Annotated in this window: 25 protein-coding genes; 9 read left to right on the top strand and 16 right to left on the bottom strand. The window is 72.1% G+C overall.

Annotated elements, in window-relative coordinates; translation table 11 throughout:
- Positions 1 to 3: 3 nt before the first annotated feature.
- The 3 genes from ACN6LM_RS28305 to ACN6LM_RS28295 form a co-directional block, all read right to left on the bottom strand.
- Positions 4 to 990 carry an FAD binding domain-containing protein gene (locus ACN6LM_RS28305; protein WP_445068218.1) on the bottom strand — a complete coding sequence of 329 codons (987 nt, stop codon included), beginning with the start codon at positions 988 to 990 and terminating at the stop codon, positions 4 to 6.
- Positions 987 to 1,556 (bottom strand): 2Fe-2S iron-sulfur cluster-binding protein, encoded by a 570-nt coding sequence (locus ACN6LM_RS28300; protein WP_445068217.1) that lies wholly within the window; start codon positions 1,554 to 1,556, stop codon positions 987 to 989. Before ACN6LM_RS28300 ends, ACN6LM_RS28305 begins: the two co-directional genes overlap by 4 nt.
- A 95-nt stretch (positions 1,557 to 1,651) precedes the next feature.
- On the bottom strand, positions 1,652 to 2,044 hold the full coding sequence (locus ACN6LM_RS28295) for a hypothetical protein (protein ID WP_445068216.1): 393 nt from the start codon (positions 2,042 to 2,044) through the stop codon (positions 1,652 to 1,654).
- Positions 2,045 to 2,250: 206 nt separating this feature from the next.
- On the opposite strand from ACN6LM_RS28295, the gene ACN6LM_RS28290 reads away from it, so the two are divergent.
- Together ACN6LM_RS28290 and ACN6LM_RS28285 are read left to right on the top strand one after the other, a co-directional pair.
- The gene (locus tag ACN6LM_RS28290) at positions 2,251 to 2,583 is read left to right on the top strand and encodes a DUF6479 family protein (protein WP_445068215.1); all 333 of its coding nucleotides are present in this window, start codon (positions 2,251 to 2,253) and stop codon (positions 2,581 to 2,583) included.
- 128 nt (positions 2,584 to 2,711) lie between these two features.
- A complete protein-coding gene (locus ACN6LM_RS28285; protein WP_445068214.1) occupies positions 2,712 to 3,539 on the top strand; it encodes a VOC family protein in 828 nt (275 codons plus the stop codon).
- Positions 3,540 to 3,549: 10 nt separating this feature from the next.
- On the opposite strand, the gene ACN6LM_RS28280 is transcribed toward ACN6LM_RS28285, so the two are convergent.
- Together ACN6LM_RS28280 and ACN6LM_RS28275 are read right to left on the bottom strand one after the other, a co-directional pair.
- Positions 3,550 to 4,041, bottom strand: coding sequence for a GNAT family N-acetyltransferase (locus ACN6LM_RS28280; RefSeq protein WP_445068213.1), 492 nt, complete (start codon positions 4,039 to 4,041; stop codon positions 3,550 to 3,552).
- Between the two features lie 44 nt (positions 4,042 to 4,085).
- Complete coding sequence (locus tag ACN6LM_RS28275; RefSeq protein WP_445068212.1) at positions 4,086 to 4,490, bottom strand: DnaJ family domain-containing protein; 405 nt, start codon at positions 4,488 to 4,490, stop codon at positions 4,086 to 4,088.
- 215 nt (positions 4,491 to 4,705) lie between these two features.
- Between ACN6LM_RS28275 and ACN6LM_RS28270 the strand changes: the two genes are divergently transcribed.
- A complete protein-coding gene (locus ACN6LM_RS28270) occupies positions 4,706 to 5,293 on the top strand; it encodes a hypothetical protein (protein ID WP_445068211.1) in 588 nt (195 codons plus the stop codon).
- On the top strand, positions 5,290 to 5,895 hold the full coding sequence (locus tag ACN6LM_RS28265) for a hypothetical protein (protein ID WP_445068210.1): 606 nt from the start codon (positions 5,290 to 5,292) through the stop codon (positions 5,893 to 5,895). Before ACN6LM_RS28270 ends, ACN6LM_RS28265 begins: the two co-directional genes overlap by 4 nt.
- A 100-nt stretch (positions 5,896 to 5,995) precedes the next feature.
- On the opposite strand, the gene ACN6LM_RS28260 is transcribed toward ACN6LM_RS28265, so the two are convergent.
- The 3 genes from ACN6LM_RS28260 to ACN6LM_RS28250 all read right to left on the bottom strand — a co-directional run bounded on the left by ACN6LM_RS28260 (position 5,996) and on the right by ACN6LM_RS28250 (position 7,807).
- Positions 5,996 to 6,799, bottom strand: coding sequence for a tyrosine-protein phosphatase (locus ACN6LM_RS28260; RefSeq protein ID WP_445068209.1), 804 nt, complete (start codon positions 6,797 to 6,799; stop codon positions 5,996 to 5,998).
- 241 nt (positions 6,800 to 7,040) lie between these two features.
- Positions 7,041 to 7,328 (bottom strand): SHOCT domain-containing protein, encoded by a 288-nt coding sequence (locus ACN6LM_RS28255; RefSeq protein ID WP_445068208.1) that lies wholly within the window; start codon positions 7,326 to 7,328, stop codon positions 7,041 to 7,043.
- Between the two features lie 50 nt (positions 7,329 to 7,378).
- A complete protein-coding gene (locus tag ACN6LM_RS28250) occupies positions 7,379 to 7,807 on the bottom strand; it encodes a DUF6325 family protein (protein WP_445068207.1) in 429 nt (142 codons plus the stop codon).
- Between the two features lie 194 nt (positions 7,808 to 8,001).
- Here ACN6LM_RS28250 and mutA point away from each other — a divergent pair, with 194 nt between their 5' ends.
- Genes mutA through meaB form a run of 3 tightly spaced genes read left to right on the top strand, consistent with a single transcriptional unit; the run spans position 8,002 to position 13,069 of the window.
- Entirely contained in the window at positions 8,002 to 9,858 is a 1,857-nt protein-coding gene (gene mutA, locus ACN6LM_RS28245; protein WP_445068206.1) for a methylmalonyl-CoA mutase small subunit, read from the top strand.
- Positions 9,858 to 12,059 carry a methylmalonyl-CoA mutase gene (gene scpA, locus ACN6LM_RS28240; protein ID WP_445068205.1) on the top strand — a complete coding sequence of 734 codons (2,202 nt, stop codon included), beginning with the start codon at positions 9,858 to 9,860 and terminating at the stop codon, positions 12,057 to 12,059. The genes mutA and scpA overlap by 1 nt, the downstream gene beginning before the upstream one ends.
- An 11-nt stretch (positions 12,060 to 12,070) precedes the next feature.
- Positions 12,071 to 13,069 (top strand): methylmalonyl Co-A mutase-associated GTPase MeaB, encoded by a 999-nt coding sequence (meaB, locus tag ACN6LM_RS28235; protein WP_445068204.1) that lies wholly within the window; start codon positions 12,071 to 12,073, stop codon positions 13,067 to 13,069.
- 24 nt (positions 13,070 to 13,093) lie between these two features.
- On the opposite strand, the gene ACN6LM_RS28230 is transcribed toward meaB, so the two are convergent.
- From ACN6LM_RS28230 to ACN6LM_RS28205, 6 genes are all read right to left on the bottom strand, one after another.
- Complete coding sequence (locus ACN6LM_RS28230) at positions 13,094 to 14,455, bottom strand: NAD(P)/FAD-dependent oxidoreductase (RefSeq protein ID WP_445068203.1); 1,362 nt, start codon at positions 14,453 to 14,455, stop codon at positions 13,094 to 13,096.
- Positions 14,456 to 14,588: 133 nt separating this feature from the next.
- Positions 14,589 to 14,957: a hypothetical protein gene (locus ACN6LM_RS28225; RefSeq protein ID WP_445068202.1), complete on the bottom strand. Its 369-nt coding sequence runs from the start codon at positions 14,955 to 14,957 to the stop codon at positions 14,589 to 14,591.
- Positions 14,954 to 16,684 (bottom strand): aa3-type cytochrome oxidase subunit I, encoded by a 1,731-nt coding sequence (gene ctaD / locus ACN6LM_RS28220; RefSeq protein ID WP_445068201.1) that lies wholly within the window; start codon positions 16,682 to 16,684, stop codon positions 14,954 to 14,956. Before ctaD ends, ACN6LM_RS28225 begins: the two co-directional genes overlap by 4 nt.
- A 182-nt stretch (positions 16,685 to 16,866) precedes the next feature.
- Positions 16,867 to 19,086: an NADP-dependent isocitrate dehydrogenase gene (locus ACN6LM_RS28215; RefSeq protein WP_445068200.1), complete on the bottom strand. Its 2,220-nt coding sequence runs from the start codon at positions 19,084 to 19,086 to the stop codon at positions 16,867 to 16,869.
- A 101-nt stretch (positions 19,087 to 19,187) separates the two neighbouring features.
- On the bottom strand, positions 19,188 to 20,213 hold the full coding sequence (locus ACN6LM_RS28210; RefSeq protein ID WP_445068199.1) for a glutathione S-transferase family protein: 1,026 nt from the start codon (positions 20,211 to 20,213) through the stop codon (positions 19,188 to 19,190).
- Positions 20,214 to 20,223: 10 nt separating this feature from the next.
- Positions 20,224 to 21,705: an MFS transporter gene (locus ACN6LM_RS28205; RefSeq protein WP_445068198.1), complete on the bottom strand. Its 1,482-nt coding sequence runs from the start codon at positions 21,703 to 21,705 to the stop codon at positions 20,224 to 20,226.
- A 98-nt stretch (positions 21,706 to 21,803) separates the two neighbouring features.
- Between ACN6LM_RS28205 and ACN6LM_RS28200 the strand changes: the two genes are divergently transcribed.
- The gene (locus ACN6LM_RS28200; protein WP_164404540.1) at positions 21,804 to 22,199 is read left to right on the top strand and encodes a TOBE domain-containing protein; all 396 of its coding nucleotides are present in this window, start codon (positions 21,804 to 21,806) and stop codon (positions 22,197 to 22,199) included.
- A 4-nt stretch (positions 22,200 to 22,203) separates the two neighbouring features.
- On the opposite strand, the gene ACN6LM_RS28195 is transcribed toward ACN6LM_RS28200, so the two are convergent.
- Entirely contained in the window at positions 22,204 to 22,749 is a 546-nt protein-coding gene (locus ACN6LM_RS28195) for a DUF1697 domain-containing protein (protein WP_445068197.1), read from the bottom strand.
- Between the two features lie 107 nt (positions 22,750 to 22,856).
- Between ACN6LM_RS28195 and ACN6LM_RS28190 the strand changes: the two genes are divergently transcribed.
- Entirely contained in the window at positions 22,857 to 23,369 is a 513-nt protein-coding gene (locus ACN6LM_RS28190) for an NUDIX domain-containing protein (RefSeq protein WP_445068196.1), read from the top strand.
- Here ACN6LM_RS28190 and ACN6LM_RS28185 read toward each other — a convergent pair.
- The gene (locus tag ACN6LM_RS28185; protein ID WP_445068223.1) at positions 23,347 to 23,661 is read right to left on the bottom strand and encodes a DUF6191 domain-containing protein; all 315 of its coding nucleotides are present in this window, start codon (positions 23,659 to 23,661) and stop codon (positions 23,347 to 23,349) included. The genes ACN6LM_RS28190 and ACN6LM_RS28185 overlap by 23 nt on opposite strands.
- Positions 23,662 to 23,704 lie beyond the last annotated feature (43 nt).

Raw genomic sequence — 23,704 nt, 5'->3', positions numbered from 1 at the left:
TCTTCAGGTGCGGGCGGTGAGTTCGGCGAGGGCGTCGACGGCCAGGTGCCGGGCGAGGCGCACCTTGAACGCGTTGTCGCGCAGCGGGCGGGCCGCGGCCAGCTCGGCGTCGGCGGCCCGCAGGAACGTCGCGTCGGTGGCGGGTGCGCCGCGCAGGATCTCCTCGGCGGTGCGGGCCCGCCAGGGGCGGTGGGCGAGTCCGCCGAACGCCAGGGCCGCGTGCTCGACGTGCCCGTCGCGTACGCGCAGCACGGCGGCGACGGAGGCGAGGGCGAAGGCGTAGGAGGCGCGGTCGCGGGCCTTGCGGTAGAGGCAGACCGTGCCGTCGGCCAGGGGTGGCAGCAGCACTTCGGTGATGAGCTCGCCGGGCCGGACGACCGTGTCGGCGTCGGGGTTGTCGCCGGGCAGCCGGTGGAAGTCGGCCACCGCGACGGTCCGTTCGCCCTCCGGCCCGTGCAGCACGACGTCCGCGTCGAGCGCGGCGAGGGCCACGGCCATGTCGGAGGGGTGGGTGGCGACGCATTCCTCGGAGTGCCCGATGACGGCGAGGTCGCGGTGGTTGCCCTCGATGGCGGGGCAGCCGGTGCCGGGCTCGCGCTTGTTGCAGGGCTTGGACGTGTCCTGGAAGTAAGGGCAGCGGGTGCGCTGGAGGAGGTTGCCGCCGGTGGTCGCGATGTTGCGGAGCTGCCCGGACGCGCCGGCCAGCAGCGCCTGCGACAGCGCGGGGTAGCGGGTGCGCACGGCGGGGTGGGCGGCCAGGTCGCTGTTGCGTACGGTGGCGCCGATGCGCAGGCCCCCGTCGGTGGTGTCCGTGACCTGGTCGAGCGGCAGCCGGCTGACGTCGACCAGCATGCCGGGGGTCTCCACCCCGAGTTTCATCAGGTCGACCAGGTTGGTGCCGCCGCCGAGGAACTTGGCGCCCGGGTGCGCGGCGCAGGCGCGCACCGCGTCGGTGACGGTCTCGGCGCGCAGGTAGGCGAAGGGTTTCACGACGCCACGTCCTCGATGGCCTCGACGATCCGCGGGTAGGCGCCGCACCGGCAGAGGTTGCCGCTCATCCGCTCCCGGATCTCCTCCGGGCCGAGCCGGGCGGGGGTGGCGACGGGGGCGTCGTGCGGGGTGACGTGCGAGGGGTGGCCGTGGTCGGCCTCGGCGAGGACGCCGGCGGCGGAGCAGAGCTGGCCCGGTGTGCAGTAGCCGCACTGGAACGCGTCACGCTCCAGGAAGGCCTCCTGGAGCGGGTGCAGCCGGTCGCCGTCCGCCAGGCCCTCGACCGTGGTGACGCGCGAGCCGTCGTGGGCGACGGCCAGCAGGAGGCAGCTGTTGGCGCGGCGGCCGTCCACGAGGACGGTGCAGGCGCCGCACTGGCCGTGGTCGCAGCCCTTCTTCGCCCCGGTGAGGTCCAGGTGGTGGCGCAGGGCGTCGAGGAGGGTGGTGCGGTGATCGAGGGTGAGGGTGCGCTCGGCGCCGTTGATGTGCAGGGTCAGGGTGGCGGAGGGGAGGTCGCCGGGCGCCGGCGATTCGGCGCCGCCCTCCCACGAACTGGTCGGGTCCACGCGCGACACCTTTCGACGAAGTCACTTTTGTCCGATTTCTACCAGATGCGGGCGGCGCCTCGGACCCCCTCGCACCCCCGCCCGGGGCGTTCGGCCTATTTGTTCTCCAGGCGCAGCCGGACCTCCTCCTCCTGGTCGCCCGACACCGTGCCCACCACCCGGACGGCGAAGGCGTCGGCCAGCCCGCCCCGGAGCCGGTCCACGGCGTGGTAGCCGCCCTGCACGTCGAGCGTCACGGGTGCGCCGAGCGTCACGGATCCCGAGACCACCCGGGCCTCGGACACGTCGACGGTCGCCGCCCACGCGGTGGGCCGCCTGCCCCCGGCCTCGTGGGGCACGTCGGCCGAGGAGCGGTCGGTGGTGAAGGCGGCCCTCAGCACGTCGAAGACGGTGCGCGCGTCGTCCTCGGGGCACTCGCTGAGGACGACCGACACCTCCTGGTCGTGGTGGTCCTCCGTGGTCTGTCGCTTGTCCTGTGCGCTGTTCACCGCGACTCCTTCCATAGGGGCGTTGTCGTACTGTCCAGGCTGACCCCGCACACGGTCGGCTGCGACAGGAGCAGCCCGGACTCCCCCGCGTGCCCGGTGCGGCGGGGCTCACACAGCTCGAAACATTTTCGGCACCCATATCCACTTAAAACATGAATTCGATCGCCGTCCCGAGTGACGCCTGTGTCCTGGGGTATCCGGCAAGCATGGACCTTTCGGATGGAGCCCTGAATTCCCTGGCGGTCACCCTCGCGGACGGACGCGGCGCGACGGGCGTCGTGATGGGCGTGATCGGCGTGCTCCTGGTGATCATGCTGCTCGGCGCCTTCCTGCTGGGCAAGCGACGGCACGACCAGGAGCTGCCCCCGCCCCGGCCGGACGAGCAGCCGGTCGGCCCCGACCACCGCAGCCACGAGGAGAAGCCGGACGTCCACGGTGACGACCGCTTCCCGGCGGACGGCCGGGGTCTGTCCCCCTACGAGCTCGGCGAGCACGGCAACGAACCGATCCGCCACGAGGACGACGACAAGCGCGACTGACCGGGCCCCGCTCCCGGGGCCCGGTGGCGGAGTCGCGTTTGCGGGAGCGGCCGCCCCCGGCGAGGCTGGGTGACGGTCCCGAAGCCCGTCGGCACATCTGCCGCATCCCCCATGAAGGCAGTGGCACCATGACCCCAAGCACCTCCGGTACGGCGCCCGCGCGTGCGGCCCTGACCGGGTCCGCCGCTCCCTGCTGGGTCAATCTCATGACCCGCGATCTGAAGTCCGCCCAGGAGTTCTACGGCCCGGTGATGGGCTGGAGCTTCCGCCCGGGCAGGCTCGGCGACGACTTCTCGGTGGCCCGGCGCGGCGATGTGCCGGTCGCCGGCATCGGGGCCGTGGCCACCGCCTTCCGGGTCGCGGTCGCCTGGACGCCCTACTTCGCCGTCCCCGACGCCGATGTGGCGGCCTCCCGCATCCGGGAGCGCAGCGGCACGGTCGCGGTGGGTCCGCTGACACTCGGCAAGGGGCGCGGGGCGCTGGCCGCAGACCGGGACGGCGCCGGATTCGGCATCTGGGAGCGGACCGCGCCGGCGACGTCGCCGCGCGCCCCGGACGGACACGCGCACGCCTGGCTGCGGCTGCGCACCCGGAGCGCCTTCGACGCCGCGATCTTCTACGGCGAGGTGCTGGACTGGGCGAGCGGCCGGCCGGGGGCCTGCGAGGTGTCGTACGCGAAGGACGAGGTGATCGTCCACTGCGGGGGCCGCCAGCTGGCCCGGATCAGCTCCGGCGCGGTCGAGGCCGCGCCCGATCCACTGGTCCGCCCGCACTGGCAGGTCAACTTCCCGGTGGACGACGTGCCCCTCGCCGTGGAGCGGGCGCGCTGCCACGGGGGCTCCCTGGTGGAGGAGCTGACGAACCCCGAGGGCCGGGAGGCGACGCTCCTGGATCCGGACGGCGGGCTCTTCACCGTCACGGACGTCCACCGCGCGTCGGACACCGACGCGGCCTGACGGGCCCGGCTCAGACGACCGGCAGCAGCAGCTCGGGCCGGTCCCACATCACGGCGGGCGGCGCGGCCCGTACGGTGCCGGTCCGCTCCGCGCCCACGGCCAGGTAGAAGCCCTCCGCCGGCGGATGCGAGACGACGCGGACGCCGGGCAGCCCCCGCGCCTCCGCCTCCGCCCGCAGGTGGCCGATCAGCAGCCGCCCGGTGCCGGTGCCCTGGGCGTCGTCCGCGACGAAGAGCAGGTCCAGCTCGGGCGGGTCCAGGACCAGCGCGTAGAAGCCGAGCACCCGTTCCGTCGCCTCCCGCACGGCCACGAAGACCTCATGGGCCTCGATGTAGTCCGGCCCCACCCGGTACCCGGCGACCATCGGCGCGTAGGGGCCCTCGTAGGCGCGTGAGGACCGGACCAGCCGGGTGAGGCGCTTGGCGTCCCGCGCGGTCGCCCGCCTGACGCGGACCGGGCCGCCGGATGCCCGGCGGCCCGTCGGCGTAACGCTTGATCTCATGCGGCGAGTATTACGCATCCCGTCCCGGGCGCGTCCCGGCCCCTTCAGGAGGCGGCGCGTCCGGTACGCCACTCCGCCACCAGGGCATCCACGTCGAACGGGCGCAGGTTCAGCAGGGGCCCCGGCGGGGGCCTGCGGACGGCCTCGCGGATCTTGTCGTTCACCTCGGTCAGCACCCGGCGCACCTCGGCCTCCGTCCGGATCTCCGGCAGGCGGGCGGCGACGTCCTCGGCCTCCTTGCGCAGCGCCAGCGCCGGCGGAAGCACCGACACCCCTTCGCGCTGCATCTTCGACTTGATCCACCACGCCTCGTCGTACGGGGCGCTCAGCGCCTCGATCGGCTTGCCGAACCCGGGCAGCCGGGAGACGTCACCCCGGCGTTCGGACTCCCGGATCTGCTGGTCCACCCATGATTCGAAGCTGACACCCGCGGGTTTGCGCTCGGTCACCGTGATCCCCTCTCGGAGTACGCCTGCTGCGGCGCTCTCCACCCTATCGAGGCGCCCCGGGAAGCCTGTCGGGCGGCGGACGTGCGAGCGCCGCGTCTCGAACGCGTTCGCGGGGGTACACGAGCGTCACGCCCGGCCGGGACGGAGCCGGGCAACGAACCGAAAGGGATGGTGGGAGTGGAACACAGCGACCTGCGGACCGGCTACCGCCGGGGGTGGTGACGATGACGACCCTCGTGATCATCCTCGCGGTCGTCGTGGTGGTGGCCGCCGGACTGTTCCTCGTCCTCGGCCGGAGGAACGGCGGCCACGGGCTGCGGCGGCGTTTCGGACCGGAGTACGAGCGTGCCGTGGCCCGGCACGACGGCGACACGAAGGCCGCCGAACACGAACTGAGCGAACGGCTGAAGCGGCACGGCTCGCTGGACGAGCGTGCGCTGGCACCGGAGGAGCGGGAGCGGTACCTCGCCCGCTGGGCGGGCGTCCAGGACCGGTTCGTCGACGCGCCGCAGCAGGCGGTGGCCGAGGCCGACACGCTCCTCGCGGAGCTGGCCCGTGATCTGGGCTTCCCCGACGGCCAGGACTTCGACGAGCAGAGCGACGCGCTCTCCGTCCACCACGCCGAGCACGTCCACGGCTACCGGCGCGTGCACGCCGCCCGGCGCGGCGAGGGCGACACGGAGCAGCTGCGGACCGCGCTGGTCGAGGCCCGGGGCCTCTTCGACGTCCTCGTATCGAACGGCACGAACCGCCCGGTCCGCCGGGACGAGCACCATCACGCGGAAGGAAGTGGCACGGCATGACCAAGGACACCGACCCCACCCCGCGGCCCACGGCCGCGCCCACCAGCCGTCCGGTCACCGGGGACCGGGCCGCCGGAAGCGGGACCCCGCACTTCTCCGACGACATCTCGGCCCGCCCGCCCCGCACGGCGCCCTCCGCTCCCCCGGCCGCCGCGCCCGTCCCGCTGTCCCAGAAGGACCTCGGGCACAAGGACGCGGGTAATACGGGGTGGTCGGACACCCCGGCCCGCACGGACGCGGACCGGGACACCGACACGCGGACCTTCCGTACCACGGCCCCGCACACCCCGGACCGCGACGGCCGGGCACACACCGCGCACGACGGGGACGACCACCTCCTCCCGGCCGGCGACCAGGACAGGCTGGCCCACCGGCTGCACCAGGCGGTGACCGACTTCGTGGAGAGCCCGCACCGGGCGGTGGAGGAGGCCGAGTCCACGTTCGACGCGGTGGTCGCCGGCCTCACCGACGCGCTCAAGGAGCGCCGCAGCACCCTGCACGTTGGCGAACACGACGGCGGCGACCCCGGAGCCCGCACCGAGGAGCTGCGGATCACGCTCCAGCACTACCGCGACCTCACCGAACGACTGCTGAAGGTCTGACACGGAGCTCGCGAACACAGATCGCTCCGAGACGGATGTTGCCCCGGCACCGCGTGCGTGTGCCGGGGCAACACGCTGTGCGGGGAGGAGCGCGCCGCCCCTACTCCCCGGTGTAGACGACCAGTTCGCCGCGCAGGCGTCGCAGCGTGGGGCCCGGGACGCGCAGGCAGTCGCGCACGTAGCCGTCCAGGCCGCCCCAGCGCTCGTCCATGGCGGCCAGGGCCGTTTCGAGATAGCGGGGGCGGACCTCGATGATCGCCGAGGCGATCTCCGGGTCGCCGCCCGCGTCGAGGAAGCCCTGCACGTACGGACGTCCCATGATCCGCAGCGCCGGGTTCACGGCGAGGAACTCCTGCCGCACCACATCGCGCGAGGCGCCCAGGATCAGGAGCAGCAGGGCGGCCCCCCAGCCGGCGCGGTCCTTGCCGGTGGCGCAGTGGAAGAGCACCGGCCGCGCGGCGGGGTCGGCGACCGTGTCGATGAAGGCGCGGTACGCGGCCGCGGCCCCCGCGGAGAGCACCAGTTGCCGGTACGACCGGGCGACCGCCTCCTCGGCCTTGCCGCTCCCCAGCAGCCGCTCGGCCTCGACGGGGTCGGCGAGCAGCGCGCGGAACCGCGCGGGCGTCACGCCCGGGTTGTCACCCAGCACGTCGGCGACGAAGAGCCGGGCCCCGGGCGGCAGGGCGTCGGGGGCGGAGCCCCGCTCGTCGGCGGTCCGCAGGTCGACGACCGTACGGATGCCGAGCGCGGCCACGGCCGCGGCGTCCACCGGGTCGAGTCCTCCGAGCCGGCCGGAACGCAGCACCACACCCGGCCGGACCTGGCGGCCCGGGCCCAGCGTGATACCGCCGAGATCGCGCAGATTGAGGGCGGAAAAGGACGGGACGGCCCTGACGGTTTGCACGATGGATTTCCTCTTTTCCCGGCGCGCATCCGAAATGATTTCGGCCTGGCCGGATCAACGTCGCATGATGTCGTCACATCGACAAAGTAAAACGCCGGAGATCATCGATCGGCTGCGCGGGCGGACGGGAGCCACAAGGCGCCCCTCGGTCCGCACCCTTCTCCGCGCTCTCCGGCCGGGCGCCGCCGGAATGCGCGCAGGCGGAAGAGGTCCACGAGGCACGCGCCCCGCGCCCCCTCCCTCACCCGGCCAGCAGGCGCGCCTTCTGGGCCTCGAACTCGGCGTCGGTGAGGATGCCCTGCTGCTTCAGCGCGGCGAGTCGCTCAAGTTGCCCGACCACGTCCCCGCCGGGCGCCGCCGGCGGTGCGGCGGCGGGCTGCGGCTGCTGGGCGGCGTACTGCTCCGCCTCCTGCTGCGCGAACCTGGTCTGCTGGTGCTGCTGGACCCGCCCGGTGACGGCGGACGCTGTCCCGGCGACGACGGCCGTGCGCGCGGCGGCTCCGATGAGGCCGGGTCCGCGGCGGTTCATTCCGGGTCCTCGGAAGATCGGCATGGCGTGTTCCCCTTCCGGAACGGGCGTCAGCTGTCGTGGCCGGCGGCGGAGGCGGCGGCCTCCGCGATCTCGGCGGGAATCCGCTCATGAGCGATGACCTGCCCGCCCGAGGCCCGGACGGCCTCGGTCAGCGGAACCGCCCAGAGGTCCTCCCACACGATGAGCGCGGCGGAGCTGCCCGGTGGCACGCGCTCACCGAGCATGCGGATGTCCTCGCTGTTCAGCATGCCGCTGACCTCGCCCTCGACCGGCTCGAAGGAGACCAGGTCGTCGGGGTCCAGGTCATCCAGCTCGACGGTCTGGATCGTGCCGTCCTCGGCCCTCTGCACAAAGGCCAGGTCCAGGATGCGCACCGCCTTCGAGGCGACCGCGTCGGCCAGCGCGGGCGCGATGGCGCCGGTGAACCGACTGCCCGGAAATGCGACGACGAGGTATTCCACAGGTCCCACGGTCACAGGCGCGTCCTCTCCGCATGAATGGATTGACAGCAGCATAACTTCGGGCATTCCTCATCGCACCGCGACAAAGCAGCGCATATCCATACATATGACTACGCGACAGTGCGTAAAGGATCAAGTGCGCTGAGGGAGGGCAAGGTCACAGGCCGGCGCACTGCTCCTCCCCCGGGAGCTGCCCTAGCATCTGGGCCATGACGGTCCAGCCTACTGACGAGCTTCCACTGGCCGCCGGATTCCCTGACCCCGCCCATGAGCAGTGGCAGAGCCTCGTCGAAGGTGTGCTGCGCAAATCGGGCAAGGACGTGTCGGGACCGGCCGCCGAGGAAGCACTGTCCACCAGGGTGGAGGACGGGCTCATCACCCGGCCCCTCTACACCTCGCGCGACGACGCGCCCGATGCCGGTCTCCCCGGCTTCGCCCCGTTCACCCGCGGCAGCAAGCCCGACGGGTGCACGGCGGGCGGCTGGGGCGTACGGCAACGGCACGCGTTCACCGATCCCGCCCGGCTCAACGAGGCCGTACTCGCGGACCTGGAGAACGGCGTCACCTCGCTGTGGCTGGCCGTCGGAGGCACCGACGGCGTGCCGGTCTCCGGTCTGGAACGCGCGCTCGACGGCGTCCTGCTCGACCTGGCGCCCATCGTCCTGGACGCGGGCGCGGAACTGGACGCCGCGGCGGCCGAATTGCTGCGGCTGCACGCGGAGCGCGGTGTCCCGGCCGGGCAGGTACGGGGCAGTCTCGGCGCCGATCCGCTGGGGCGCGCCGCGCGCGAGGGCACCGAGCCCGGCCTGGCGGAGGCCGTGCGCTGGTCGCTGCGGTGCGCCGAGGAGTTCCCCGGGCTGCGCGCGGTCGTCGTGGACGCGATGCCCTACCACGAGGCGGGCGGCTCGGCGGCCCAGGAGCTGGGCGCGTCGCTGGCCACGGGCGTCGCCTATCTCCGGGCGCTGACCGAGGCCGGGCTCGGCGTCGAAGCGGCGTGCGGGCAGCTGGAGTTCCGGTACGCGGCGACCGCCGACCAGTTCCTGACCATCGCGAAGATGCGGGCGGCGCGCCGGCTGTGGGCGCGGGTCGCCGAGGTCTGCGGGGCTCCGGACGCCGGGGCGCAGCGGCAGCACGCGGTGACGTCGCCGGTCATGATGACGCGGCGCGATCCGTGGGTGAACATGCTGCGGACCACCCTCGCCGGCCTCGGCGCGGGCGTCGGCGGGGCCGACGCGGTGACCGTGCTGCCGTTCGATCACGCGCTGGGCCTGCCCGACGCGTTCGCCCGGCGCATCGCCCGGAACACCTCCACGATCCTCCTCGAGGAGTCGCACCTGGCCCGGGTCATCGACCCGGCGGGCGGCTCCTGGTACGTGGAGCGGCTGACCGACGAACTCGCGGAAGCCGCCTGGGCGTTCTTCCAGGAGATCGAGCGGGCGGGCGGCCAGGCGGCCGCTCTGGGCTCGGGGCTGGTCAAGGAGCGGATCGCGGCGACCTGGGCGGAGCGCGGCAAGGACCTGGCGCGGCGCAAGGAGCCGGTGACCGGGGTGAGCGAGTTCCCGCTGCTGGCCGAGCGCCCGGTGGAGCGCGAGCCGTTCCCGGCGGCCCCGGCACGGGGCGGCCTTCCGGTCGTCCGGCGCGACGAGGCGTTCGAGGCGCTGCGGGTCCGCTCGGACGCCCACCTCGCGGCGACCGGCAGCAGACCGCGCGTCTTCATCGCCGCGCTCGGCCCGGCGGCGGTCCACACCGCGCGGGTCTCCTTCGCCGCGAACCTGTTCCAGGCGGGCGGCGTCGAGCCGGTGCACGAGCCGGTGCGGGTGGACGCGTCCTCGGTGGCCGGGGCGTTCGCCGCCTCGGGGGCGGACGTGGCGTGCCTGTGCTCCAGCGACGCGCTCTACGCCGAACAGGCCGCGGAGACCGCCGCGGCGCTGGTCGCTGCGGGTGCGCGGCGTGTGTACCTGGCGGGGCGGCCCGGCGCGTACGACGGTGTCGACGAGTACGTCTTCGCCGGCTGCGACGCGGTGGCCGTGCTCTCTTCGCTTCTCGACCGGATGGGTGTGGCGTAATGCGTATCCCCGACTTCTCCGACATCGGGCTCGGGCCGGGCGGCGCTTCCGAGGTCACCGAGGACCAGTGGCGTGCCGCGGTCAAGGAGACCTCCGGTGGCTCAGCGGGCGATCTGCTGTGGGAGACCCCCGAGGGCATCTCGGTCAAGCCGCTGTACACCGGGCACGACCTGGAGGGCCTCGACTTCCTCGGTACGTACCCGGGCATCGCGCCGTATCTGCGCGGTCCGTACCCGACGATGTACGTCAACCAGCCCTGGACGATCCGGCAGTACGCGGGCTTCTCCACCGCCGAGGAGTCCAACGCCTTCTACCGGCGCAATCTGGCGGCCGGGCAGAAGGGCCTTTCGGTCGCCTTCGACCTGCCGACGCACCGCGGTTACGACAGCGACCACCCCCGGGTGACGGGCGATGTCGGCATGGCGGGCGTGGCGATCGACTCGATCTACGACATGCGTCAGCTCTTCGACGGCATTCCGCTGGACCGGATGTCGGTGTCGATGACGATGAACGGCGCGGTGCTGCCGGTCCTCGCGCTGTACATCGTGGCCGCCGAGGAGCAGGGCGTACCGCCGGAAAAGCTGGCCGGGACCATTCAGAACGACATTCTGAAGGAGTTCATGGTCCGCAACACCTACATCTATCCGCCGAAGCCGTCGATGCGGATCATCTCCGACATCTTCTCGTACACCTCGCAGAAGATGCCGCGCTACAACTCGATCTCCATCTCCGGGTACCACATCCAGGAGGCCGGGGCGACGGCGGATCTGGAGCTGGCGTACACCCTGGCCGACGGGGTGGAGTACCTGCGTGCCGGGCGGAACGCGGGGCTCGACGTCGACGCGTTCGCGCCCCGGCTGTCATTCTTCTGGGCGATCGGCATGAACTTCTTCATGGAGATCGCGAAGCTGCGCGCCGCCCGGCTCCTCTGGGCGAAGCTCGTGCAGCAGTTCGAGCCGAAGAACGCCAAGTCGCTGTCGCTGCGTACGCACTCGCAGACGTCGGGCTGGTCGCTGACCGCGCAGGACGTGTTCAACAACGTCACGCGCACCTGCGTGGAGGCGATGGCCGCCACCCAGGGCCACACCCAGTCGCTGCACACCAATGCTCTGGATGAGGCGTTGGCCCTGCCCACGGACTTCTCCGCGCGCATCGCCCGCAACACGCAACTGCTGCTCCAGCAGGAGTCCGGGACCGGCCGGGTCATCGACCCGTGGGGCGGCAGCGCGTACGTCGAGAAGCTGACCTACGACCTGGCGCGGCGCGCCTGGCAGCACATCGAGGAGGTCGAGGCCGCGGGCGGCATGGCGAAGGCCATCGACGCCGGCATCCCGAAGCTCCGCATCGAGGAGGCCGCCGCCCGCACCCAGGCCCGCATCGACTCCGGGCGCCAGCCGGTGATCGGGGTCAACAAGTACCGGGTCGAGACCGACGAGCAGATCGACGTGCTCAAGGTCGACAACTCCTCGGTGCGCGCCCAGCAGATCGAGAAGCTGCGCCGGCTGCGCGAGGAGCGCGACGAGCAGGCGTGCCAGGACGCGCTGCGCGCGCTGACCGCGGCCGCCGGGCGCGAGCCGGGTCCCGGCCTGGAGGGCAATCTGCTGGCGCTGGCCGTGGACGCGGCCCGCGCGATGGCGACCGTGGGCGAGATCTCGGACGCACTGGAGAAGGTGTACGGCCGGCACGCGGGCCAGATCCGTACGATCTCCGGTGTGTACCGCAACGAGGCAGGGGAGTCGCCGTCCGTGGACCGCACCCGCACACTGGTCGACGCGTTCGAGGAGGCGGAGGGGCGGCGTCCGCGCATCCTGGTCGCCAAGATGGGCCAGGACGGCCACGACCGGGGCCAGAAGGTGATCGCGACCGCCTTCGCCGACCTGGGCTTCGACGTCGACGTCGGCCCGCTGTTCCAGACGCCGGGCGAGGTCGCCCGGCAGGCCGTCGAGGCGGACGTGCACATCGTGGGCGTCTCGTCGCTGGCGGCCGGCCACCTCACGCTCGTCCCGGCGCTCCGCGAGGAGCTGGCCGCCGAGGGGCGCGAGGACATCATGATCGTGGTGGGCGGGGTGATCCCGCCGCAGGACGTCGACGCGCTCCTGGAGGCGGGCGCCGCGGCCGTGTTCCCGCCCGGGACCGTGATCCCGGACGCGGCCCACGACCTGGTGACGCGGCTCGGGTCCGCGCTCGGCCACGAGCTGTGAGCCGCTGAGCGATGGCCCCGAGGATCGATCTCGACAGTTATGTGAAGGGCGTGCTCGACGGGAAGCGCGCGCACATCGCGCGCGCCATCACCCTCGTCGAGTCCACCCGGCCCGACCACCGGGCGCTGGCGCAGGAGCTGCTGCGCCGGCTGCTGCCGCACTCGGGCCACGCCCGGCGCGTCGGCATCAGCGGGGTGCCCGGGGTCGGCAAGTCGACGTTCATCGACGCGCTCGGCACCATGCTCACCGGGCTCGGGCACCGGGTCGCCGTACTGGCGGTCGACCCGTCGTCCAGCCGGACCGGCGGTTCCATCCTGGGCGACAAGACCCGGATGGAACGGCTGGCGGTGGACCCGGACGCCTTCGTGCGCCCCTCCCCCACCGCCGGCACGCTGGGCGGGGTGGCGAAGGCGACCCGCGAATCCGTCGTGGTGATGGAGGCGGCGGGCTACGACGTGGTGCTGGTGGAGACCGTCGGTGTCGGCCAGTCGGAGACCGCGGTCGCCAACATGGTCGACACGTTCCTGCTGCTGACCCTGGCACGCACCGGTGACCAGTTGCAGGGCATCAAGAAGGGGGTCCTGGAGCTCGCGGACGCCATCGCCGTCAACAAGGCGGACGGCCCGCACGAGCGTGACGCGAAGGCCGCGGCCCGTGAACTGGCGGGCGCGCTGCGGCTGATGCACCCGGCGGACGCGGCGTGGACGCCGCCCGTCCTGACGTGCAGCGCGCGCGAGTCGACCGGTCTCGACACGCTGTGGGAGCGGCTGGAACAGCACCGGGCGCTGCTGGAGTCGACCGGCCGGCTCGCCGCCAAGCGCAGCGAGCAGCAGGTGGACTGGGCCTGGACGATGGTGCGCGAAGAACTCCTGGAGAGCTTGCGCGGCCACGCCGGCGTGCGGGCGGTGGCGCCGGACCTGGAGCGCCGGGTGCGGGAGGGGACGCTCCCGGCGACGCTGGCCGCCGAGGAGATCCTTGCCGCGTTCCGGGGGTCCGGCCCGGCGGTCTGAGCGTCCGCCGCCCGCCGCGCCGGGTCACATCCGGGTGTGGAGGGCGGCGGTGTGCTTCCGGACCTGTTCCGGGGTGAGGTAGCTGTCGGTGTACTCGAAGTCCCGCAGCGTCGCCGGCTTGCGCATCTGGAAGCCGGTGCGGACGAAGTCGTCGCCGGCGGTGGCGTTGATCAGCCAGTTCGCCATGACGCGGGCCTTGGCCACATTGGTGCGCAGCGCCGACCAGTGGTAGCCGCGCGCCACGGCCTGGGCGGCGATGCCGTGCATCTCGATGCCGAGCGGCTTGGACACGGCGTCCTTGCCGCCGAGGTCCACGACGAGCCCGAGATCCTTGTGGACGTAGGGCTGAAGCGGCTGGTTGCGCAGCTTGGCGAGCAGGTTGTCGGCGAGTTTGCGGCCCTGGCGCAGCGCGTGCTGGGCGGTGGGCGGGCAGACCGCGCCGTCGCCCTTGGCCAGGTCGGGCACGGCGGCCACGTCGCCGAGCGCGAAGATGCCGTCGTGGCCGGGCAGCGTCATCTCGGGCGTGACGGCGAGCCGGCCCTTCACGGTCTCGGCGTCGAAGGTGCCGACCAGCGGGCTGGCGGCGACCCCGGCGGTCCAGATCAGCGTCCGGCAGGGCAGCACCCGGCCGTCGGTGAACGTCACGGTGTCGGGCCCTGCCTCGGCGACGGACACACCGAGCGACACCTCGATGCCCCGGTCGCGCAGCACCTTGAGGGCGCTGGCGCCCAGCTTGTCGCCCAGCTCGGGCATGAGCTTCGGGGCGATGTCGATCAGGTGCCACTTGACGAGCTTCGGGTCGAGGCGGGGGTAGTGCCGCAGCGCGCTGGTGGTGAGGCGCTGGAGGCAGGCCGCGGTCTCGGTGCCGGCGTACCCGCCGCCGACCACGACGAACTGGAGCCGGGATGCCCGCTCCTCCTCGTCGTCGCTGGCGTCCGCGAGGTCGAGCTGCGCGATGACGTGGTCGCGTACGTAGGCGGCCTCGGCCAGCGTCTTCATGCCGCGGGCGTGGTCGAGGAGCCCGGGGATGTCGAAGGTCCGGGTGACGCTGCCGGGGCTGAGGACGAGGTGGTCGTACCGCTCGTTGACGATCTCGTCGGTGATCTTGCGGATCACGCACACCTTCGCGTCGGGGTCCACGCCGATGGCCCCGCCCGGAACGATCCGGGTCCGGTGGCGGCTGCTGCGGCGCAGCGACAGCGCGACGGACTGCGGGGTCAGCGCTCCGGACGCCACCTGGGGCAGCAGGGGCAGGTAGAGCTGGTACGAGAACGGGGCGACGAGCGCGATGTCCGCTTCACCGGGCCGCAGCCCCCGCTCCAGACGGCGTACGCACTCGACCCCGGCGAAACCGGCTCCGACTACGAGAATCCTGGGTCGTGCCACAGTGATCGTCCCTTCTGGGGGTCTGCACGGTCGTCCGTTCGCCTGCCCCGTCACACGCGCCCGTCACCTCTCATCTTCACGACCGGTAGGCGAGTGCGCCTGCTGGGACGGCAGAACGGACGACCGGGGCGGGTCACCTGGACAGGTAGGTGACCACGCCGCAGGCGCCGCCCGCCGTGCCCGCGCAGACCACGGCGGCGGCGACACAACGGGCGCGCAGCCTGTGGTAGCGCTCCGTGTACTCGCCGCGCAGTTGCAGGGCGCGCGCGGAGATCCGCGCCAGCACGACCCGGGATTCGGCGGTCCGCTCGGCGGTGTAGACCCGCTCCACGTCCTCGCGCTGGGCGGTGGTGAGCCAGGGCAGCTGGTCGGTGAAGCGGCGGGCGAGCCCGCGTGCCCGCTCGACCTCTGCGTTCCACAGCAGGTAGCCCTCCAGCTGGGCCAGTCCCCGCGTGCTCTCGGCGTCCGGGTCGGCCGGCGCCCGCCTCTCCTCGCCGCTCACGCCTGCTTGTCCCCCGGCGCCACCGTCGCGGAGGTGTGCGGCCGGGTGGCCGCCTCCTCCAGCTCGCGCACGGCGGGGTGGTGCAGGTCGAATGCCGGGGATTCGGAACGGATACGGGGCAGGGTGACGAAGTTGTGCCGGGGCGGCGGGCAGGAGGTCGCCCACTCCAGCGAACGGCCGTAGCCCCACGGGTCGTCGACCGCGACCTGCTTGCCGTACTTGGCGGTCTTCCAGACGTTGTACAGGAAGGGCAGCATCGACAGGCCGAGCAGGAACGAGGAGATGGTCGAGATGGTGTTCAGCGCGGTGAAGCCGTCCGCCGCGAGGTAGTCCGCGTACCTGCGGGGCATGCCCTCGGCACCCAGCCAGTGCTGCACCAGGAACGTGCCGTGGAAGCCCACGAACAGCGTCCAGAAGGTCATCTTGCCGAGCCGCTCGTCCAGCATCTTCCCGGTGAACTTCGGCCACCAGAAGTGGAAGCCGGCGAACATCGCGAACACCACGGTGCCGAAGACGACGTAGTGGAAGTGGGCGACCACGAAGTACGAGTCGGAGACGTGGAAGTCGAGCGGCGGGGATGCCAGGATCACCCCGGTCAGGCCGCCGAAGAGGAACGTGACGAGGAAGCCGACCGACCAGAGCATCGGTGTCTCGAAGGAGAGCGAGCCCTTCCACATCGTGCCGATCCAGTTGAAGAACTTCACCCCGGTGGGCACCGCGATGAGGAACGTCATGAACGAGAAGAACGGCAGCAGCACCCCGCCGGTGACGTACATGTGGTGCGCCCACACCGTGATCGAGAGACCGGCGATGGCGATGGTGGCACCGATCAGACCGATGTAGCCGAAGATCGGCTTGCGGCTGAAGACCGGGATGATCTCGGAGACGATGCCGAAGAACGGCAGGGCGATGATGTACACCTCTGGATGGCCGAAGAACCAGAAAAGGTGCTGCCAGAGCAGCGCCCCGCCGTTGGCCGCGTCGAAGACGTGCGCACCGAACTTGCGGTCCGCCTCCAGTGCCAGGAGGGCGGCGGCGAGCACCGGGAAGGCCAGCAGGACCAGCACACCGGTCAGCAGGACGTTCCAGGTGAAGATCGGCATGCGGAACATCGTCATGCCGGGCGCGCGCATGCAGATGATCGTGGTGATGAAGTTGACCGAACCGAGGATCGTGCCGAACCCGGAGAAGGCCAGACCCATGATCCACAGGTCACCGCCGACCCCGGGCGAGCGGACCACGTCGGTCAGCGGCGAGTAGGCGAACCAGCCGAAGTCGGCGGCGCCGTTCGGGGTGAGGAAACCGGCCACCGCGATGAGCGAGCCGAAGAGGTAGAGCCAGTAGGCGAACATGTTCAGCCGCGGGAACGCCACGTCCGGCGCGCCGATCTGGAGCGGCATGATCCAGTTCGCGAAGCCGGAGAACAGCGGCGTCGCGAACATCAGCAGCATGATCGTGCCGTGCATCGTGAACGCCTGGTTGAACTGCTCGTTCGACATGATCTGCATGCCCGGCCTGGCCAGCTCGGCGCGCATGAACAGGGCGAGCAGCCCGCCGCCGAGGAAGAACGCGAACGAGGTGACCAGGTAGAGCGTGCCGATCGTCTTGTGATCGGTGGTGGTCGCCCACTTGATGACGACGTTGCCGGGCTCCCTGCCGCGTACCGGCAGCTCGTTGGAGTACGACTCCTCGTCCTCGGCCGTACCTGGTGTGCCCGTCGTCGTCACGGGGCCGCTCCTTCGCTTGTGCATCCCTGTTACCGGATGCAGCAAAGCAGCGAAGCGGGCCCGTCGCGCGGCCCGGCACCCGCCGGAGCGCGACATTCACCCGTCAGGGGGGTGAGCCGTCCTCCTGGGACGCCGATGCCCCGGCGCGGCGGAAGCCGGCCGGGGCATCGGTGACCGTCGGGTCAGGCGAGGCTCGCGATCGCCTGGTTGAACGTCGCGGACGGACGCATGACGGCCGCGGCCTTGGCCGGGTCGGGCTGGTAGTAGCCGCCGATGTCGGCCGGCTTGCCCTGGACCGCGATCAGCTCGTCCACGATCGTCTGCTCCTGCTCGGCCAGCGTCTTGGCGAGCGGGGCGAACGCGGTGGCGAGCTCGGCGTCGGCGGTCTGCTGCGCCAGCTCCTGGGCCCAGTACAGGGACAGGTAGAAGTGGCTGCCGCGGTTGTCGATGCCACCGAGGCGGCGGGACGGCGACTTGTCCTCGTTGAGGAACGTGGCCGTGGCCCGGTCCAGCGTGTCGGCGAGGACCTGGGCGCGGGCGTTGCCCGTGGTCTGCGCGAGGTGCTCGAAGCTGACGGCCAGGGCCAGGAACTCGCCCAGGCTGTCCCAGCGCAGGTAGTCCTCCTTGACGAGCTGCTGCACGTGCTTGGGCGCGGAGCCGCCGGCGCCCGTCTCGAAGAGGCCGCCACCGTTCATCAGCGGGACGACGGAGAGCATCTTCGCGCTGGTGCCGAGCTCCAGGATCGGGAAGAGGTCCGTCAGGTAGTCGCGGAGCACGTTGCCGGTGACGGAGATGGTGTCCTCGCCGCGGCGGATGCGCTCCAGGGAGAAGGCGGTGGCCTCCTGCGGGGTCATGATCTCGATCTGGAGACCCTCGGTGTCGTGCTCGGCGAGGTAGGTCTTCACCTTCTCGATGAGCTTCGCGTCGTGGGCACGGTCCGCGTCGAGCCAGAAGACGGCCGGGTTGCCGGTCGCACGGGCGCGGGTGACGGCCAGCTTGACCCAGTCCTGGATCGGCAGGTCCTTGGTCTGGCACATGCGGAAGATGTCGCCGGCGCCGACGGCCTGCTCCAGCACGGCGTTGCCGGCGGCGTCCACGACGCGGACGGTGCCGGTGGCGGGGATCTCGAAGGTCTTGTCGTGGCTGCCGTACTCCTCGGCCTTCTGCGCCATGAGGCCGACGTTGGGCACGGAGCCCATCGTGGCCGGGTCGAAGGCGCCGTTGGCGCGGCAGTCGTCGATGACGACCTGGTAGACACCGGCGTAGCTGCTGTCCGGCAGGACGGCGATGGTGTCGGCCTCGTTGCCGTCCGGGCCCCACATGTGGCCGGAGGTGCGGATCATGGCCGGCATGGAGGCGTCCACGATGACGTCGCTGGGGACGTGCAGGTTAGTGATGCCCTTGTCGGAGTCGACCATGGCGAGGGCGGGGCCCTCGGCGAGCTCGGCCTCGAAGGACTCCTTGATCTTCGCGCCCTCGGGCAGGGCCTCCAGGCCCTTGAGGATGCCGCCCAGACCGTCGTTCGGGGTCAGGCCGGCCGCGGCGAGCGCGTCACCGTACGCGGCGAAGGTCTTCGGGAAGAAGGCGCGCACGACGTGGCCGAAGATGATCGGGTCGGAGACCTTCATCATCGTGGCCTTGAGGTGCACGGAGAAGAGGACGCCCTCGGCCTTGGCGCGGGCGATCTGGGCGGTGATGAACTCGCGCAGGGCGGCGACGCGCATGACGGAGGCGTCGACGACCTCGCCCGCGAGGACCGGGACGGACTCGCGCAGGACGGTGGTGGTGCCGTCGTCCCCGGCGAGCTCGATGCGCAGGGTGCCGGGCTCGGCGATGACCGCGGACTTCTCGGTGGACCGGAAGTCGTCGACGCCCATGGTGGCGACGTTGGTCTTCGAGTCGGCGGTCCAGGCGCCCATGCGGTGCGGGTGGGTCTTGGCGTAGTTCTTGACCGACGCGGGGGCGCGGCGGTCGGAGTTGCCCTCGCGCAGGACCGGGTTGACGGCGCTGCCCTTGACCTTGTCGTAACGGGCGCGGACGTCCTTGTCCTCGTCGGTCTTCGGGTCGTCCGGGTAGTCCGGGAGGGCGTAGCCCTGTGCCTGGAGCTCGGCGATCGCGGCCTTCAGCTGCGGGATCGAGGCCGAGATGTTCGGCAGCTTGATGATGTTGGCGCCCGGAGTGGTGGCCAGCTCGCCGAGCTCGGCGAGAGCGTCGTCGATGCGCTGGTCCTCGCGGAGGCGCTCGGGGAAACCGGCGATGATCCGGCCCGCCAGGGAGATGTCCCGGCTCTCGACGGTGACCCCGGCCTTGGAGGCGTACGCCTCGATCACGGGCAGGAACGAATACGTCGCCAGGGCCGGGGCCTCGTCGGTGTGTGTATAGATGATGGTCGAGTCAGTCACCCTGTGCTCCGCTCCACGTCTGCAACATTGCTTGACATCAAGATATCTCGTGAGCGGCACAGGCTCGACAGGGCCCTGCCCCACACCGGCCGGAAGACGTCCTACGGACGGCCGCCGGGCGGTACGCCCTCGCCCCTGGGCACCGGTCCGGGCGGGGTGCCGTCGCCGAAGGGGCGTCCGCCGAGCTCTTCGCGGTGGTGCGGGGTCAGCCAGCCGGAGAGGTCGGGGCCCGCGGGCACGATGCCGGTGGGGTTGATGCCGGTGTGCACCCGGTAGTAGTGCTGCTTGATGTGGTGGAAGTCGACCGTGTCCCCGAACCCGGGGGTCTGGTAGAGGTCCCTGGCGTACGCCCACAGCACCGGGTCCTCGGAGAGTTTCCGGCGGTTGCACTTGAAGTGGCCGTGGTAGACGGCGTCGAAGCGGACCAGGGTGGTGAAGAACCGGATGTCCGCCTCGGTGATCGTGTCACCGACGAGGTAGCGCCGGTCCGCGAGCCGCTCGGACATCTCCGCCAGGCGGCGGAACAGTGCCTCGTACGCCTCCTCGTAGGTGTCCTGGGCATCCGCGAAGCCGGCCCGGTACACCCCGTTGTTGACGTCCTGGTAGATGCCCTCCATGACCGCGTCGATCTCCGCGCGCAGCGGCTCGGGGTAGAGGTCGGGCGCACCGGACCGGTGCAGGGCGGTCCACTCGGTGGCGAGGTCCAGGGTGATCTGCTGGTAGTCGTTGGTGACCAGCTTGCCGCTGGGTACGTCGACGATCGCCGGGACGCTGACGCCGCCCGGGTAGTCGCGCTCGCGGGCGTCGTACGCCTCGCCGAGGTAGCGGATGCCGAGTACCGGGTCCCGGCCGCCCGGGTCGAGCGTGAAGCGCCAGCTGCGGTCGTCCTGGAGCGGGTCGGCGACGGCGAGCGAGAGCGCGTCCTCCAGGCCGAGCAGCCTGCGGGAGACCAGGGCGCGGCTGGCCCAGGGGCAGGCCCGGCTGGCGACCAGCCGGTAGCGGCCCGCTTCGACGGGCCAGCCGTCGCGGCCGTCGGCGGTGATGCGGTCCGCGAAGTGGCTGCGGGAGCGCTTGAAGGGCTTGTGTCCGTACGAGCTGTTGCCGTCGGTGCCGGCGGAGTCGTTCATCGCGTTCTCCTCAGGAGGCGGCTGCGGGAGGTGGGGAGTGCTTAGTACGGCGTCTGCCCCGTCGGCCGCCGCCCACGTCGGCGAGCGCGACGAGCAGGGCGCCGACGACGAACGCGACGGAGACGATGAGCCCGTGGTCGTACGCGTCGGACCAGCCGTCGCCGCCGACCTGGGCGAAGAACACCGCTCCGACGGCGGCGATCCCGATGGCGGAACCGACGCGCTGCCCGGTCTGGAGGGTGCCGCCGGCGCTGCCCGCGGTGGCGACGGGCACCTCGGAGAGGGTCAGGGTCTGGTTGGGCGCGATGACCAGGCCGCTGCCGAGCCCGGCGAAGAGCAGCGGGGCGGCCATCGCCCAGCCGGCGCCCCGGCCGGGCACCAGGTGGACGGCGAGCGCGGTGGCCCCGAGGCCCACGGCCACGGCGGCCAGTCCGATGACGACGAGGGGCCGGCCGAAGCGCCCGACGAGCCTGCCGCCGGGACTGGCGGCGACGGCGGAGCCCAGGGCGAAGGGGGTGATCGCCAGACCGGCCTGGAGGGCGGTGTAGTGCAGGCCGCTCTGGAGGTAGAGCGTGGTGATGAAGAAGATCGAGGTGAATCCGGCGAAGTACAGCAGGATGAGCAGGCAGCCCAGCCAGTACGAGCGCACCTTGAAGAGCCGGAGGTCCACGACCGGCTGGGTGCCCCGCCGGCCGCACCGGGCCTCCCAGCCGACGAAGGCGACGAGCAGCGCCACGGCCAGGATCAGCAGCAGCCACTTCTCGTCGCCGGGCCACTGGCGGGACTGGACGAAGGGCAGCAGCAGGGCCAGGACCCCGGCGCCGAGCAGCAGCACGCCGAGCGGGTCGAGGTCCCGCAGCCGGACCTGACCGGCGGACGGGGTGTCGGGCAGCAGCCGGCGGGCCAGCAGGAGGCAGACGAGGCCCAGCGGCAGATTGACGTAGAACACCCAGCGCCAGCCCTCGTCCGCTCCGGCCGCCTGGATGAGCAGGCCGCCGAGCAGCGGCCCGACGGCGGTGGAGATGCCGACCACCGTGCCGAACATGCCGAAGGCGCGACCGCGCTCCCGGCCCTGGAACATCTGCTGGATGAGGGCGGAGATCTGCGGTGAGACCATCCCGCCGGCCAGCCCCTGGACCAGGCGGGCGATCACCAGCCAGAGGCTGGACTGGGCCGCGCCGCAGGCCGCCGAGGAAAGCGTGAAGAGCGCGAGCCCCGCCATGAAGACCGCACGCCGGCCGCGGGCGTCGCCGAGCCGCCCGGCCGGGATCAGGAACAGGCCGAAGGCCAGGGCGTAACCGGACAGGACCCATTGCAGGTCGGACTCCGGAGTGTGCAGCCCCGCCTTGATGGAGGGGAGCGCGACGTTGACGATCGAGACGTCCAGAAGGGTCATGAACCCGGCGACCAGACAGACGGCGAGCGCCTGCCACCGTCGCGGATCAGGCGTGTCGTGCCCGTCGGAACCCCGGTCCCCCGCGCTCTCTGCCATGGTTCGCACCCTAGGGGGCGGGCCCGGATTCCTCATCCCGGCTGGTCCACCCGGCCGTGCGGGGACCGCGCGGTCGCGGGCCGGTTAGGGTACGGCGCATGCAGTCGTACACGATCGGGCAGGCGGCCCGGCTCCTGGGCGTCAGCCCCGACACCGCCCGGCGCTGGGCCGACGCGGGGCGCGTCGCGACCCACCGCGACGAGGGCGGCCGCCGCCTCATCGACGGCCGCGACCTGGCGGCGTTCTCCGTCGAGGTCGCACAGAACGGCGCGGGCGACGAGGACGTCTCGTACACGTCCGCGCGCAACGCGTTCGCGGGCATCGTCACCGCCGTCAAGCTGGGCGATGTGGCCGCGCAGGTCGAGATCCAGGCCGGGCCGCACCGGTTGGTGTCCCTGCTGACCAGGGAGGCCGTCGAGGAACTGGGCCTGGAGGTCGGTGTGCAGGCCACCGCCCGGGTGAAGTCGACCAGCGTGCACATCGACCGCGCCTGACGGGTCAGTCCATGCCCTTCCGGGCGGCGGCCAGGATCTTCACGACGGTGTGGAAGAAGCGGGTGGTCGCGTCGCGGCCCAGGACGCCTTCCTGGAAGCCCTTGGCGGCCGGGGCCTTGCCGTTGATCAGGTGCCAGACGACGAAGGCGTCGTGGTCGGTGTGGCCGATGATCTCCATGTCCTTCTTGGGGGAGAGCATGGGCAGGGCCAGATCCGGGGCGATGCGCTCGGTGGTGAACACGACGCAGCAGCGGATGTCGTCGGTGATCTTCACGTCCTTGAACGGGTCGAGCGCGATCAGCGCCTCCAGCTCGGGAACCGTGCGCAGGCACACCGCGACGTCGTAGCCCAGGGCCCCGGCGAGATGGCCGCCGATACGGGCGGCGAGCGCGTCCCGGTCGGTCTCGTCGGACTCGAAGAACACGTTGCCGCTCTGGATGTAGCTGCGCACGGACGCGAGACCCAGCTCAGTGAAGAGTCCGCGCAGGCGCTCCATCTTCACGGAGCGGCCCGGCACGTTCAGCCCTCGGAGGAACGCGATGTACAGCAAATCCGATCACCTGTTCATGCGGGAGGAACGCGGGGTGCGGCCGACGCCGACAGCGTAGCCCCGCCGCCTTCGCGGCGGCGCGCTCACCGCCGCGCACACTTGACGGCATGACGGCCAAGAAGACCACCCGCCGCAGCGCGGGGCTCCTGCTGTTCCGCACCGGTGCCGGGCGCGGCCTCGAAGTGCTCATCGGCCACATGGGCGGCCCGTTCTGGACGGGGCGCGAGGAGGCCGCGTGGTCGGTGCCGAAGGGCGAGTACGGCCCCGACGAGGAGCCGGGGGCGGCGGCGCGGCGGGAGTTCGAGGAGGAGTTCGGGCATCCGGCGCCGGACGGTCCGTGGGTGGCGCTGGGCGAGGCCCGTCAGCCCAGCGGGAAGACGGTCACCGTGTGGGCGCTGGAGGGCGATGCCGACCCGGCGACGGCGGTGCCCGGCACGTTCGCGATGGAGTGGCCGCGGAAGTCGGGGAGGCTGCGGGAGTTCCCGGAGATGGACCGGTTCGCCTGGTGCACGCCCGAGGAGGCGGCGGAGCGGCTGGTGAAGGGGCAGCGGGTCTTCGTGGACCGGCTCCGCGAGCACCTGGCGGGCGGCGGCGCGCTCAGCGCGGGTGGAGGCGGATGACGGCGCGGCCGCCGTCCAGGTCGACGGTGGAGCGGTGCGGCGGGGCGCCGTCCTCCTCGTCGTCGCGGAGCAGCAGGGCGCTCTGCCGCTCCTTGAGCTCGCTCTGCTTCCCGGGCGAGAACGTGGCGTGCAGCTGCTCGAAGCCCGTCGCCGAGATCTGGCCCTGCCGGGCGCTGTTGCGCCAGGGCAGCAGCCCCGCGCGCCCGGCGCGCAGCAGGAGCTGGTCGAGGAAGGCCGCGACGGTCAGACCGATGACCAGGCCGGGCAGCGTCATCAGTACGAGGAATCCCATGCGGCCAGTCTTGTCGTACGGGCGCGGCCGGCGCAACGGCCGC

The sequence above is a fragment of the Streptomyces sp. SAS_281 genome, assembly GCF_052542855.1.
The sequence above is the reverse complement of the archived record's forward strand: the minus strand, read 5'-3'. Positions and strand labels throughout refer to the sequence as shown.